This window comes from Photobacterium sp. ABD4_091 (genome assembly GCF_056160145.1).
Map to the genome: position 1 here is coordinate 33,991 of NZ_JBSWWQ010000004.1, position 13,718 is coordinate 47,708.

The window sequence follows — 13,718 nt, forward strand, 5'->3', positions numbered from 1 at the left end:
ACTCTCTTCATTTCAATTGAAGTGTCAGATCTAGTCGGAACTAATACAATTAAGATGTTTGGAGCGAACCACATAGCGGGTTTTACTGATACGAACGGTCCTTGATTTGGGCCGTTTTTTTCGTTCCGGCAAAATATAACGTTTCACTCTTTCCCGCATTGCCCTTAACTTCTTGGGTATTGAACCGGGCGATGCGATTGCACACCACATTAGTTCATCCTGGATATCCCTCAACGCCATCATGAAACTGATCCGTAAAGGCGACACTTTAGCTTCTTTTGCTATCCTGCTTATTTCCAACCGGACTAGGTTATAAGCAATTAAAATGCCCCAGATCTCCTGCTCAACACCTTCGATTGATTGACTACGGAGTAGGATCTCATCTTCAAGCATGTCATGCTTTATCTCCCCATAACTGTTTTCGATTTCCCATCGTTCGAAGTAAACATCAAGTAAGGATTGCAGGTCATATTTTTTGTCTGTTAGGGACGTCAAAACCCCTTTTATATGATTGGGTTGCTCTTTTTCTGGATAAAGCGCAAGCCTAGCTTGCCACTTTTCAGGCAGATGAGGATCTTTTTTGCGAGCGTGTTGAGAAACATTCATTTCGACTATCAAGTCACGCCCGTCTTCATCTAACTGCTCTATGATTGTGTACTTTGTATTGGATTTTATGGGGGTCATCCAGTGGCTAGAACCATGTTGGTTTTGCCAGTTAATCATTAACTCCGCACCTAAATAACATCGGTCGAAAATAGTAAGAGAGTTGGCCGTTGCAGAGGAAATGAGTTGCTTGGCGTAGCTTTCTTCACCGTTGTAGCTAGGGCCAAAAGCGACATTATGGATTAGGCGACTTCGAAGGGAGCAAAGTGCACATAGCCTTACAACTGGGTATTCAGTATGGCGTGTTTTACTGTGCTTAACGTATTGAAAATGCTCTGCAAGAGCTGGGGTATCGTGGGTTCTAAATTGCGTACCATCAACAGAGAAAAGCTTTAATCCGAACCATGTATCATCACTATCTTCTGTTTGTGCCCAATGTTGTGCAGTTAATGTAAATAAAGCTTCGAGAGGCTTAGCCGTTAACCGTTTTCTTGCTTGGGGGATCGCACTTGGAGCAATGGATTCACCTAGAGAACTGGAAAGCTTCAGATCTAACTTATCAAGTACATCGGTAATCGGTCTATCGCGGTATAAACCAATCCCGACAACGAGCCAGACCACAAGCTCAGCCGGTAACTTCCGTCGCCTCAAGCTTGCTTTATTGGTGTCATCGAGTGCCTGCTGAATCCACTCAAGCGGCAACTCTTTCTGAAACAAAGAGAGTGAGTCAGGTGAAGCAAAATCATCAACATCTATAAGCCAATGTGCCAACATAAAAAATACCCCCAAACTTAATGTCTGGGGGTATTTTCACTCAACCGTAGGATCATTCAACTGATCAATGGCTTAACTGATCGGTGTTAGCCAGCTGGCGGTTTTTTTATTAGCGATCGGCGAGTGGCTTAGTCGCGGAAGTTATCGAATTGGAATGATTGGCCAAGCTCTGCACCACGTACCAGTGCCATTGCTGCTTGTAGGTCATCGCGTTTCTTGCCTGTTACACGAACCTTGTCGCCCTGGATAGAAGCTTGTACTTTTAGCTTCTCATCTTTGATCATTTTAACGATTTTCTTTGCAACGGTCGTATCTACGCCTTGCTTGAACTCAACATTACAAGCGAAAGACTTACCAGTGCGGGTCGTCTCTTTTTGATCCATAGATTGCGCATCAACATGGCGCTTAGCTAGGTTACCGCGCAAAATAGTGACCAACTGGCTTAGCTGGTAATCAGATTCCGTGGTGATTTTTACAACTTCTTTTTCTAGCTTGAAGCTAGCTTCGACACCACGGAAATCAAAACGAGTGTCTAGTTCACGAGATGAGTTTTCTACCGCATTTCGGATTTCAACGAAGTCGACTTCAGAAACAATGTCAAAAGATGGCATGTGCGTAATCCCAATTTGTATGTTGATGTAATTGTAATATAAGCGGGGCCGCGTTTGGCCCGGCTATTGATATTATTGTTGGCTGCCTACGGCTTCAGAAAGCATGTCCAGCATGGTCACGGTATCGTCCCAGTTAATGCATGGGTCGGTAATAGACTGGCCGTACGTTAGCGCGCATAAATTGTCGGTATCAACTGGCTGGTTGCCTTCCACAATAAAACTTTCCGCCATAATACCAGCAACGAACTTACTGCCAGCCTTAATTTGCTGGCAAATGTCGGCTGCAACATCAAGCTGGCGTTTGTGCTGCTTCTGGCAGTTTCCGTGACTGAAATCGACAACCAAGCGAGTTGGCAGGTCGAAGGGTGCCAACGTATCGCAAGACGCTTGGATATCTTCAGCATGGTAGTTAGGCATTTTGCCGCCACGAAGAATAACGTGGCCGTGCGGATTTCCCGATGTGCGGTAAATCGTCATTTCACCGCTTTTTGCTGGTGAGCAGAAAACGTGAGATGCACGGGTAGCACGGATTGCATCAATAGCAATTTTGATGTTGCCGTCAGTGCCGTTCTTGAAACCAACAGGACAAGACAGGGCAGATGCCATTTCACGGTGGATTTGAGACTCAGTAGTACGTGCCCCAATTGCGCCCCAGCTAATAAGATCAGCCAGGTATTGGCCAGTGATCATATCTAGGAATTCTGTCGCTGTTGGCATGCCCAGCGCGTTGATATCCACAAGTAATTTACGTGCTGTATGCAGGCCTTTTGCAAGATCCAAGCTACCGTCAAGGTTAGGGTCGGATACCAGACCTTTCCAGCCGACAACCGTACGCGGTTTTTCGAAGTAGGTACGCATAACAATGAATAGCGTATCTTTGTATTTTTCCTGAACGGCATGAAGGCGTTTAGCGTAGTCGATGGCTGCGTCAGGGTCGTGGACAGAGCAAGGACCAACGACAACAAGAAGACGGGAGTCCTGGCCCGTTAGAATCGCTTCAACTTGACGACGAGAGTGGGCGACATGCTCCGCAATTTCATCTGTGATTGGGTAAGCAGCTTCTACCGCAGCAGGCGTTGGCATTAGCCCAAGGCTAACGGTGCGGAGTTCATCTGTTTTCATTGGCATAGTGTTGCCTATCTCGGTATTACAAAAATTATTGACGCGTAAAGATAGCCCAAAAGTCGGCAGGAATAAACCAAACTTGTGATATCACTTAGATTTTTATTCTAGCGCTTTCTGTTTTACTTCGCCTTTTCACAAGATAGGTCAATGATTGCTGTCATTTTACGCAGTGACTAAAAGCAATGTCTTGCTGGTGTTTTGCTTTACTGGTGAATGGCTTTGTTTGTGAATTGTTTTGATCGTGAATAGTGACACAGCGGTTTGGAGAACCATGAGAGTCGACATGCTTAACCAGTCAAAGTGATAAAACTTTCTGGTTACCTACTTGCGTCGCGAGGGTTGAGTCAGTATGTTGGGACTACGTGAATATCTACCCAACGAATGTGGGTAATAATGGAAGTCGATATACAAACGGAATCACACGCCTTGGCGCTCGGATCTATCTCTATATTTTCTTCCTGATTGATTAAAACCAAGTTAAAGCAGTTATGGTGGTTTATGACAAACAGCGCTCAGTCAGGTCTTCAATTTTCTGAAATTCTTAAGTCTTCAACGCAGATTGCTAGTTTAGAGGCAGAAATCGGTTTGGTCTCTGTCGATGATCTTCTGCTCGAAGTTGGGGTTCACCCTTATGCAGCGGCGTACCCTGCAGAGCTTCCGGAAGGCATCCAGCAAAAGTTGTTAAAGAAAACTGACAACAACCCAGCCGAGTTTTTGGTTTCTGCTTTGGCAGAAAAGCTGATTTCTGCGGCTCAAAAAGCAGGGGATAAACCGCTCAAAGTCAGATTGGCTGGTGCGGATTCTCATCAAAGACTGACGTTACTTGGCTCAGAGCTTGAGAGCCAAGAGGTTAATCCACTGATTGGTAAGCGAGGTGTTTCTCGTTGGGCTGATAAAGCAGTGCGTAAAGCTTTTGAGCTGGAATGCGAAGCAATCAAACGCGCGCGTATTGCCGAGGGGATGACGAATATTGAGTTGGTCATTCCGTTTGTCCGTACATTTAGTGAGTCAGCGACAGCGATTGACCTGCTTGCAGAGCAAGGGCTGTGCCGAGGTGCGAACGGGCTTCGTGTCCACTTGATGGCTGAATTGCCAGCCAATGCGTTGATGGCTGAAAAGTTCCTGCAGTATTTTGATGGGCTGGTGGTCGATATTGATCAGCTGGCACAATTTGCGTTGGGGCTGGATCAGACTCACCCTTCCCTTGAATATCTTCACGATGATCAAAACGAAGCGGTGCTGGCACTCATCGACCATGCCCTGAAAGCGGCTTCTTCAGCGAAGAAACCCTGTGATTTGGTCAGCCATTACATCAACAAAGCGCCGAACTTACAGCTGTGGTTGCTTGAGCACAATGTGTCTACGGTGATCACGCAGTAATAAACGAAGGGATTACTGTCCTAAAAGAAACCCGGCACTCTGAGCAGAGTGCCGGGTTTCTTGTTATCTCAGGAGCCAATTCCTAAGCGGCGTTTTATCAATAAGTACGACTAAGCCGTAGCTAATGACACAGGTAAGAACAAATCGCAGAATATCATTGGCATAGCCAGAGAAGCCCATCATCGGCAATAGGCGCATGAGGTAGATAATAATCAGCAGGTGAATGAGGTAGATGCCCAAAACATGTTTGCTGATATTCAGGCTAACTATCGCCTGGCCAAACTGTGGCCGCTGCTTGAGCATGAAGAAGATGCCCGTTGCCCAAAGCGGCGTACCGGCTAAAAAGTCATGCATATTGAACGGTACATCGAAGCGGAGTAAATACGTTGCTTCAACTAAGTGCAACCCCATTCCCACTAAAGCGAGCAAGAAAGCTTTGCCAATACTCAGTTGCCAGCCTTGCTGCCTTATTAGGAAGCCTATGGTAAGCATCAGGGTACTCATGAAAGGCCCGTTACGGGTGAACAGCGGTGACTCGATGCCAGTGAGTGGCGCATAACTGCCAGCGGCTAAACCGAAAAGGTAGAGCGCAATAGCGACAGGCAGGAGTAGGCTGAGCTTCTTGGCATGGCAGCACAAGGCAATGATCAACAAGCCACAGATCAAACCTGGAATATACCACAGGTGGACTAAGCTGCCTTCAAACAGAGTATTGAGCGGTTGGGATAGCAAGAACTGCCAATAGCCGCTGCGCTCTGCAAGGTAGCCCGACTCCCACGCTAGCTGCAGGTTGAATGGCACGAGGAAAATGATCGCACTCCAAACCAACCAAACCTTCAGCAACGGTAAGCTGTATTGCTTGATGGTGTGTGTCGGTGTAGCCAACAGCTTCGGTGCAATGAAGTATCCCGCCATGATAAAAAACAAGGGAACGGCGAAGCGGCTAAGCTGATTGATAAGAAGCCCTAACCAAGGTTGATCATGGATTAAAGGGGCAGTCATAAAGAGTTGGCTGTGAATAGCGATGACGCCGAGAAGGGCAATAAGCCTACCGGCTTCGAAACTGGCAATGCGGTTGTTTGACATGGTTACTACTGCTAAAAACGTGTCGGACGACTTTACCAGAGATACCTACCGGAATTGATAGGTATCGTTTCCTAGGGGGAGAGTGTTTATTTGATTCGTGAACTATATCTCAATGCTTTTGCATCAAAAGCTAGGCTAAAAGTAGTTAATTGCTATGAAGAGCAGCTAATTTCCAGCTCTTTACCCCATTCAGGCGGGCGTGCAGCAAAGTGAGTTAACTCTGGGTGTTCATCAAAGGGGGCTTGCAGTACCGTTATGAGTTGCTCAATCATTGCGAAGTCACCTTCTTCTGCGTGCTCGATAGCTTGCTGGGCGAGGTAATTTCTCAAGATGAACTTAGGGTTGGTAGATCGCATCAGATCAAGTCGATCACTGTCAGCACAGGACTCTTTCTCAAGTCGCTGCGAATACATTGCAAGCCATGCCTCTAACGGAGCGCTATCCTCGACTATGTCTCTAAACAGGTGACCTGAGGTTTTTAGATCAGGGTGCGGTATTGAAGATAAGGCTCGAAAAAAAAGGGTGTAGTCGACGCTTTGGGATTTCAGCATATCAAACATCGCTGAAAATAGCGGGGTATCTTCTTCGAGCTTCTGCTTGAGGCCGAGTTTAGCACGCATTTTGGCACTGTAAGCTTTTTGCAGGGCAGGTTGGTATTGCTCAAGTGCTTTATCAAGCTGCTCTTTATCGAGTAATGGGGTAAGGGCGTAACCGAGTGCAGAGAGGTTCCACAACGCAATGCTAGGCTGCTGGTTAAATGCATAGCGCCCTGAATAATCGGAATGGTTACAGATAAAGCCGGGCTCGTAGTCATCAAGGAAGCCATATGGGCCGTAATCGAATGTCAGGCCCAGTACAGACATGTTATCGGTATTCATTACCCCGTGGGCAAATCCCACAGCTTGCCAGCAGGCAACCATCTCGGCGGTCAGGCCGATAATCTTGGTGAACATCTGGCTGTAGCGGCTTGCTTCATCCTGTTGTATGTCGATCTCAGGAAAATGGTGCTTGATGAGATAGTCGGCCAGCATTTTCAGTTCGGTGTGTTGCTGGGTATAGAAGAAATACTCGAAATGGCCAAAACGCAAATGACTTTCAGCAATACGGATCAGGGTTGCCCCTCGTTCGACGGTTTCCCTATAAACGGGGGTATTGCTAGAAAGTACTGCCAAAGCGTGGGTGGTTTTGATGCCAAGCCCAGCCATTGCGGTGCTGGCTAGATATTCACGTATAGATGAGCGCAATACCGCCCGGCCATCACCTTGGCGGGAGTAGGGGGTGAGGCCAGAGCCTTTTAAGTGTATATCCCACTTCTTGCCCGATGAGGTCTGTACTTCTCCCATCAGCAAACCACGACCGTCGCCCAAGTCGGGATTATATTGGCCGAATTGATGCCCTGTGTACTTCATGGCAAGGGGAGACATCGCAGGGTGGTCATCATTACCGGTGAATAGATCGATAAAGTACTGGGTGTGAGCCTGAGCGGGATCCAGCTCGAGCATTTCACTGACTTTTGGGTTCACACTGACCAGGAATGGGTTATCAAGCGGCTGGGGCTGGATAAAGGTACCAAAGCTTTTTGGCAAGGTGCTGTAGGTGTTGTTGAAAACAAGCTCGGACAGTTTTTTCATAAAGGGATCATCACAATGGCTTCCCTTTAAGCGTACCAACTGCCCGAGAGGTTACAACGGAGAGAGTGTAGGGTTATTCCCCGCTATAGGTCTCAATTGGCTCAATATCGACAATTTTCGAGCGGTTCATAATCACTTTCCAGCGCTGGATCGAGATGGTTTTATCATCCACTTTTTCGCGGGTTACTAGGTTGATCAAGTGGCGTTTTTCTACCGATTCCTTGGAGACTTGCCCGTCTTTAAGCTGGTAGATTTTCTGCGAGCCTTTTTCCATCAAGCGAGTGATCGTACGGAGATCCAGCATGATAGATTCACGGGTCTGCTCATAGCCGGTCAAGAACTTGGTCGGAGACATCCGGGTTGTGCTCTTGTAATGGAGTACTGTTTCCTCATGCTGGGAAACCTTGTGCTTGCGTATTTTTCTGATTTCCTTATCGAGGGTCTTAAAGGCACAGTATTCCATCCATTCAAGCTGGCGGCCAATTAACTGGTTGGAGTTAACATCGAAAAACTGCTTGCGCCACTTGGGCTTGCCCTTGCGCACCCAGCGCCAGAGTATCGTTTTCAAGTCATCCTTGAATACTTCACGCGCGGCATAGATAACTGACAGCACCAGGATGAAAGAGGCGGTAATATCGCCCAGAACACCTCGGGCTTTAATCAGCATCAAGGTGACGAAAATCATCACAAAGCCCGCCGCAAAACCAGTAACGATTTTGCGGGTGTTCTGGCCTAGCTCGCTGGTCTTCTCCTTCATGGTGACCGGGTATTCAATCAAGCGGCGCAAAAGGCGCATCTTGTTCGACATCCGGGTCGGATCTTCCATGGCTTTGGATGAGTTGTAGTTATGCTTACTGCGGTGCTCCGACTCTTTTTCACACACCTCAAAAAGCAGTGCTTTTATGTCACTATAGTCACTGCTTCGTGGCAGGTGGGCGACAAGCTCAAGCAACCGCTGCTCGGTAAACCAAGACAGGTAGTTATCGACATTCTCGTAGTACTTGAGCAGCTTCTTGTCTGTTGGAATGTTCCGGCGCAGTCGCTTGAGGATCCGCATCGTGAGCTGGGCAACTTCTTCGACTTCCTCTAGGGAGCGTTCCTCTTTGTCATCGAGGAGCTGCTGGGTCGTCTTCTCGAGTGCCAACGCATACTGGTAAGCATAAAGGCTCAAGCTCAAGCGGTACTGTTCAGTCGAGAGTTTTCCCCGGCTGGCAAGGCGGCTGTGAACCAGCGGCAAGTGGTTCACGTCACTGTAATAGGTACGCTTACCCTGGATGGCATTATGGAAGAACTCATCTTCGGCAATGATGTTGCTGTTGAGGCCCAGTTCGCCGGGAACAAAGATAAAGAGATCCAGTTGACGGTTGGTTGTTTCAGGGATGACGTGGGATATTTTAAGCTTATGCCCGTCTTTTTTTTCAACTGTGATCACTCTACTACATTACCTCTCAAGGGATAGGGAATTGAATATGCAACGCTGTAAACTTAGCGTTAACTATTGGAATTAAAATTAATTTTAGATGAATTAGCCTGTTAATAGCAGTGATAATTAGTAATTGCAGCTTTATTAGGGTGAAAAGTAAGCAAAAAATGAAAGATAGGTCAGGCGGTTTGGGTTAACATCACGTATAATGCGCCGCCTGATGTTACGAAGAAGGCATGGCGTATCAACGCATGCTGTCGGCTGTGAGATAAACAAGCCGTTTTATTTACCCAGAGAGTGTCGAAAGAATGATTAGAATTGGACAATACAACACGCTAGAGGTCGTCAAGCTGGTAGATTTTGGCGTATTCCTAGATGGTGGTGATGACTTTGGCAATATCCTACTGCCTAAAGCGTCTGTTCCTAGTGGCACTGAGCTGGGTGATAAGCTGGAAGTCTTTGTTTATTTCGACTCTGAAGATGACATTATTGCCACCACCAAGCAGCCTTATGCTGTAGTGGGTGACTTTGCCCTGCTACGCGTTGTCGGTATCTGTGGTGTGGGTGCATTCGTTGATTGGGGCCTAGAGAAAGATCTTCTGGTGCCTTTCAGTGAGCAGCGTCGCCGCCTGGAAGAAGGCCAGGATATCATGGTGCGTGTATACACCGACAAAGCTTCAGGCCGTATCGTAGGTTCTACCAAATTCAACCGCTTCCTGGACAAGACACCTGCTAATTACAAAGTGGGTGAAGAAGTGCAGGTGCAAATCGCCGAAATTACCGATTTGGGTTACAAGGCAGTGATTGAAGAACAACACTGGGGACTGCTGTTCAAGACTGAATCATTCGGTAAGCTATTCCCGGGCAAAAAGCTAAAAGCTTATATCAAAGAAATTCGCCCGGACGGTAAGATCAACCTGTCGCTACAAAAAGCGGGTAAGGCCAAGGTTGATGACTTGGCAGATAAAGTCCTAACGACGCTTGAGCGCAAGGGTGGTTTCGTGCCATTGAGTGATAAGTCATCACCGGACGCGATTTTCAAAGAGTTCCGTACCAGTAAAGCGACGTTCAAGAAGACCATTGGTGGCCTTTACAAGAAAGGGCTAATTATCATTGAGCGCGATGGAATTCGCCTGAATGATAGCTAACCAGTAAATGGTTATGATATTGATTCAAAAGCCGGAGTTTATCTCCGGCTTTTTTGTGAGCGGCAGCATATCAACCAAGTGAATATCTGTGTATGTTAAGAGCGGTTTAACCCTTTTACACCCATTTCATACACACATCACAAGGATAGATTATGCAAGGAAGTAAGCTAACAGTGATCGCCGCATCTGTCGCTCTGTTAACGGCAAGCCCTTCTTGGGCTGCAGATGTTCCCGCCAATGTGTCGTTAGCCAAAATGCAGGAGATAGTTCGTGGTAATGGCGATGAAGTTCCGACGTTAGACCCTTCTTATTCCTCAGATACCTCAAGTGCCCGTGTTATTGCCGATATGTTCGAAGGGCTAGTGACCCAAAGCCCTGATGGCGAAATCATTCCTGCGCTGGCTACGCATTGGGAGCAATCAGCAGACGGTAAAGTCTTCACCTTCCACCTGCGCGATAATATTAAATGGTCAAATGGTGAGCCGATTGTTGCGAGTGATTTTGAATACAGTTTCAAGCGAGTCGTTGCCCCTGAAACGGGTGCGCCTTATGCGTGGTATTTGAGTACCGCCCATATTCTTAATGCAGATAAAATCAATGAAGGAAAACTCCCGGTTGATGAACTTGGCGTAAAAGCGCTAGATGACAAAACCCTGCAGGTTACCCTTGATAAACCCGTGCCGTATTTCGTGAAAATGATGGTGCATGAGTCGACATTCCCTGTTTACCGACCAGCTATCGAAGCCCACGGTGACGCATGGACCAAGCCAGAAAACATTGTTACCAGCAGCGCGTATAAGCTTGCAAACTGGACGCTTAACGAGCGCATTGTATTAGAGCGTAATCCACAGTACTGGAATAATGAAAAAACAGTCATTAACCAAGTTACGTATTTGCCAATCGCAGATATGACAGCCGAGTACAACCGATTTAGAACCGGCGAAATTCATATCACCTCGTCATTCCCGCTAGAACAATACAATGCGATCAAAAAGCAGCGCCCGGACGAGTTGTTGACCATGCCATCACTCGGTACTTACTACTACTTATTCAATGTCAGCAAAGCACCATTTGATGACCCAAGGGTTCGTAAAGCTCTGGCGTATGCGATTGACCGTGACGTTGTCACCAAAGTGATCCTCGGCCAGGGCCAAGTACCGGCTTATGGGGTAACCCCTCCTTCAGTTGACGGCTTTGTACCGCCGAAACTGGCATGGGGACAGTTAAAGCAGAAGGAACGTGAGCAGAAAGCGAAAGAATTGCTTGCCGAGGCCGGTTTCGATAAATCCAACCCTCTGTCGTTTGAGTTGGTGTACAACACCTCTGAATCCCACAAGAAGCTGGCGATTGTGATGTCATCAATGTGGAACAAAACCCTGGGTGCCAAGGTTAACCTGGCTAACCAAGAGTGGAAGACGTTCTTGCAGAAACTTGGTCAGAAAGACTTTACGGTTGCCCGTTATGCATGGGTAGGGGATTACAACGAAGCGTCAACTTTCTTGTCATACTTCGAAAGTACGGGTATGAACTACTCGCGTTGGTCGAGTGATGCGTATGACGAAGCAATGGCGAAAGCGATTCAATCGCCAAGTAATGATGAGCGCAATAAGTATTACCAGCAGGCTGAGCAGGTATTCTCCGAAGAGATGCCAGCCATTCCGCTCTATCACTACACGCGCTCAGTACTGAAGAATACCAAAGTCGGTGGTTACTCGAAGACAAATGCGGCTGAAGCGCGTTATACGCGTGATCTCTATTTGATGCAGTAAGTTGCTTTGAATTAGCGTTCACTGAATATAAAGCCGGACGATGGTCCGGCTTTTTTATTGCTTATTGCTTAATATCTAGCGGTTATGAAAAACGGCTCTTTTGCTCAGCATTATCAATGAAGGTTTGCCTGCTTGGCATCACTGCAACCGCCGCCATCGACAGGCACATTACTCCGGCCAACAGCCAATACAAGGGTGAGAAATGGTTAGTGTGTTCACTATGGTTTGAATAGTTATAGGCAATCAACCAATAGGCTACGGGGCCTGTGGTGAAGCTCAGCATATACTTCACGGCGTAGACGGTTGAACGCCATTTATCTGAGGTGCTCCTGCCTATTAGCCAATCGTTAATCGGGATCTGAGCGTAGGTGCTGAAAACGAGTCCAGTTAAACAAAGTACGAGAGTCCATCCAGATGCTATTGAAGCCAATAATAGGAAGGATGCCTGGCCGCCGACTACACAGAATAAGAGTAGTTTTGCTGATACGCGATCGAGCAACTCGCCAATGATAAGCTGGGCGAAAGCCGCCAGTGTAAAAATACCTGTTGCGAGTAATCCAATTTGGCTCAGTGGCAAGGTAAAGGTGTCTTGCAGGATCTTTGGCAGTGCAGCCGTGATGGTTTGAAAAACGAGCCCGCCAAATGTGGCTATGATGGCAATCGCCAAGAGCAAACGAAGTAGTTTATTTTGGTTCGCTGATGTTTGTTGTGCTTTATTCGGCTGGTGGTAGGACACATTCTTTGACACCTTGATGTAGGCCACACCGGTGAGAACGCAAATGATGCCAGGGAAGAGAAAAGCAGCTTGCCAGCTAACCGTTTGGGTCAAATAAGCAGTCACCACAGCAGCGCAAGCAAGCCCGATATTGCCAGCCAGTCCATTGACGGCAATAGCTCGACCTGTTTTTTCGGTGGTGGCAAATACTAAGGCAATGCCAACCGGATGATAAATAGAAGCAAACAATCCAATGGCGATGATCCCGAGTGACAGTTGCATGGCGGTTTGCGCGAATGCCGTAAACATTGCAGCTAGCCCCATGCCGAAGAAAAACAGTACCATCATGGCTCTTTTGCTCCAGCGATCGCCCAGCCAACCGCTGGGTAAAGATCCAAGGCCATAAGCCAGCATGCCTAAACTGCCCAATCGAAGTAACTCGTCGTAAGGCATTCCCCAGTCTTGCTGGATCCCTAAAACTGCTGTCGGAAAAATCAGAATGAAGAAGTGGTTCAGTGCATGCCCAAGGTTCATGAGCTGGAAATGGTATTTGTGCATAAGCTTGTTTCTAACAGTGAATCGATAGAAAACAGTTTACAGAGCTAGGTTTTGTCTCATAGTCTGTATCAGGACGACTTATTGCTCATTTGAGACACGTGGCAGATGAAACGAGAGATCATTTTTCCACAATCAGATATACCTGTTGTGGTGGTACCGAAAACTTACCCCGATGGACATACCATCGATTGGCACAACCACGATTATTACCAATTAGTCTATGCCTGCAGCGGGGTGATGGTGGTCGAGGCGGAGCAAAGCATGTGGGTGATCCCACCGCAAAGGGCGGTATGGATACCGGCTGGAATTAGCCACAAGGTAGCAATGCATGGGCGTGCTGAAATGAGGAACGTATATCTTCAGTGCAATAGTTTGGCTCGACTTCCCAATAGCAGCACCGTAGTAAATGTGTCGAGCTTATTGGGTGAAATCATTGCGTTTATGGCCTCAAACCGTTTTGAACAAAGCAATACTGGCGAGAAAGAAAGGTTGATTGCCGTGCTGTTGGATCAGCTTAACATTGCCGATCAAGCCGAGCTTAGTTTGCCGCTCGCCAAAGATAAAAGGCTCGCAGCCGTGTGTGATTTGATAATGGCGCAACCAGCGGATAGCCAAACACTTAGTGAATGGTCAAACAGCCTGAACATTAGCAGTCGCACATTGAGCCGGTTATTCCGCCAGGAAATGGGCATGTCATTTGTTGAATACCGAAATCAGGTCAGGTTATTTGAAGCCTTGAAGCGCCTTGCAACGGGACAACCCGTTACAGCAGTGGCACTTGATGTTGGCTTTGTTAGCTCGAGTGCTTTTAATCGCTTGTTCAAAAGGCATTTTGGTAAAACGCCTGGCCACTATTTCGAGCGCAGTGGTTAGTTAGGGCCAAGCAGGCACAGGG

Annotated in this window: 11 protein-coding genes; 4 read left to right on the forward strand and 7 right to left on the reverse strand. The window is 47.2% G+C overall.

Annotation, left to right across the window (positions count from 1 at the left end):
• Nucleotides 1-30 precede the first annotated feature (30 nt).
• From ACXAGQ_RS24515 to ACXAGQ_RS24525, 3 genes are all read right to left on the reverse strand, one after another.
• Nucleotides 31-1,377, reverse strand: a complete 1,347-nt coding sequence (locus tag ACXAGQ_RS24515; RefSeq protein ID WP_475257474.1) for an IS4 family transposase — start codon at nt 1,375-1,377, stop codon at nt 31-33.
• A 128-nt stretch (nt 1,378-1,505) separates the two neighbouring features.
• Nucleotides 1,506-1,988: a YajQ family cyclic di-GMP-binding protein gene (locus ACXAGQ_RS24520; RefSeq protein WP_107298283.1), complete on the reverse strand. Its 483-nt coding sequence runs from the start codon at nt 1,986-1,988 to the stop codon at nt 1,506-1,508.
• Between the two features lie 72 nt (nt 1,989-2,060).
• Nucleotides 2,061-3,116 carry a 3-deoxy-7-phosphoheptulonate synthase gene (locus ACXAGQ_RS24525; RefSeq protein WP_475257475.1) on the reverse strand — a complete coding sequence of 352 codons (1,056 nt, stop codon included), beginning with the start codon at nt 3,114-3,116 and terminating at the stop codon, nt 2,061-2,063.
• Nucleotides 3,117-3,611: 495 nt separating this feature from the next.
• Between ACXAGQ_RS24525 and ACXAGQ_RS24530 the strand changes: the two genes are divergently transcribed.
• Nucleotides 3,612-4,493: a putative PEP-binding protein gene (locus tag ACXAGQ_RS24530; RefSeq protein ID WP_475257476.1), complete on the forward strand. Its 882-nt coding sequence runs from the start codon at nt 3,612-3,614 to the stop codon at nt 4,491-4,493.
• A 63-nt stretch (nt 4,494-4,556) separates the two neighbouring features.
• Here ACXAGQ_RS24530 and ACXAGQ_RS24535 read toward each other — a convergent pair whose 3' ends face one another.
• From ACXAGQ_RS24535 to ACXAGQ_RS24545, 3 genes are all read right to left on the reverse strand, one after another.
• The gene (locus tag ACXAGQ_RS24535; protein ID WP_475257477.1) at nt 4,557-5,579 is read right to left on the reverse strand and encodes an acyltransferase; all 1,023 of its coding nucleotides are present in this window, start codon (nt 5,577-5,579) and stop codon (nt 4,557-4,559) included.
• Nucleotides 5,580-5,731: 152 nt separating this feature from the next.
• Entirely contained in the window at nt 5,732-7,210 is a 1,479-nt protein-coding gene (locus ACXAGQ_RS24540) for a protein adenylyltransferase SelO (RefSeq protein ID WP_475257478.1), read from the reverse strand.
• A 73-nt stretch (nt 7,211-7,283) separates the two neighbouring features.
• Nucleotides 7,284-8,642 carry a hypothetical protein gene (locus ACXAGQ_RS24545; protein ID WP_475257480.1) on the reverse strand — a complete coding sequence of 453 codons (1,359 nt, stop codon included), beginning with the start codon at nt 8,640-8,642 and terminating at the stop codon, nt 7,284-7,286.
• Between the two features lie 299 nt (nt 8,643-8,941).
• Here ACXAGQ_RS24545 and ACXAGQ_RS24550 point away from each other — a divergent pair, with 299 nt between their 5' ends.
• Entirely contained in the window at nt 8,942-9,781 is an 840-nt protein-coding gene (locus ACXAGQ_RS24550) for a CvfB family protein (protein ID WP_475257481.1), read from the forward strand.
• A gap of 152 nt (nt 9,782-9,933) precedes the next feature.
• On the forward strand, nt 9,934-11,550 hold the full coding sequence (locus ACXAGQ_RS24555) for a peptide ABC transporter substrate-binding protein (protein ID WP_475257482.1): 1,617 nt from the start codon (nt 9,934-9,936) through the stop codon (nt 11,548-11,550).
• 82 nt (nt 11,551-11,632) lie between these two features.
• On the opposite strand, the gene ACXAGQ_RS24560 is transcribed toward ACXAGQ_RS24555, so the two are convergent.
• Entirely contained in the window at nt 11,633-12,823 is a 1,191-nt protein-coding gene (locus tag ACXAGQ_RS24560) for an MFS transporter (protein WP_475257484.1), read from the reverse strand.
• A gap of 105 nt (nt 12,824-12,928) precedes the next feature.
• On the opposite strand from ACXAGQ_RS24560, the gene ACXAGQ_RS24565 reads away from it, so the two are divergent.
• A complete protein-coding gene (locus tag ACXAGQ_RS24565) occupies nt 12,929-13,696 on the forward strand; it encodes an AraC family transcriptional regulator (RefSeq protein WP_475257486.1) in 768 nt (255 codons plus the stop codon).
• Nucleotides 13,697-13,718 lie beyond the last annotated feature (22 nt).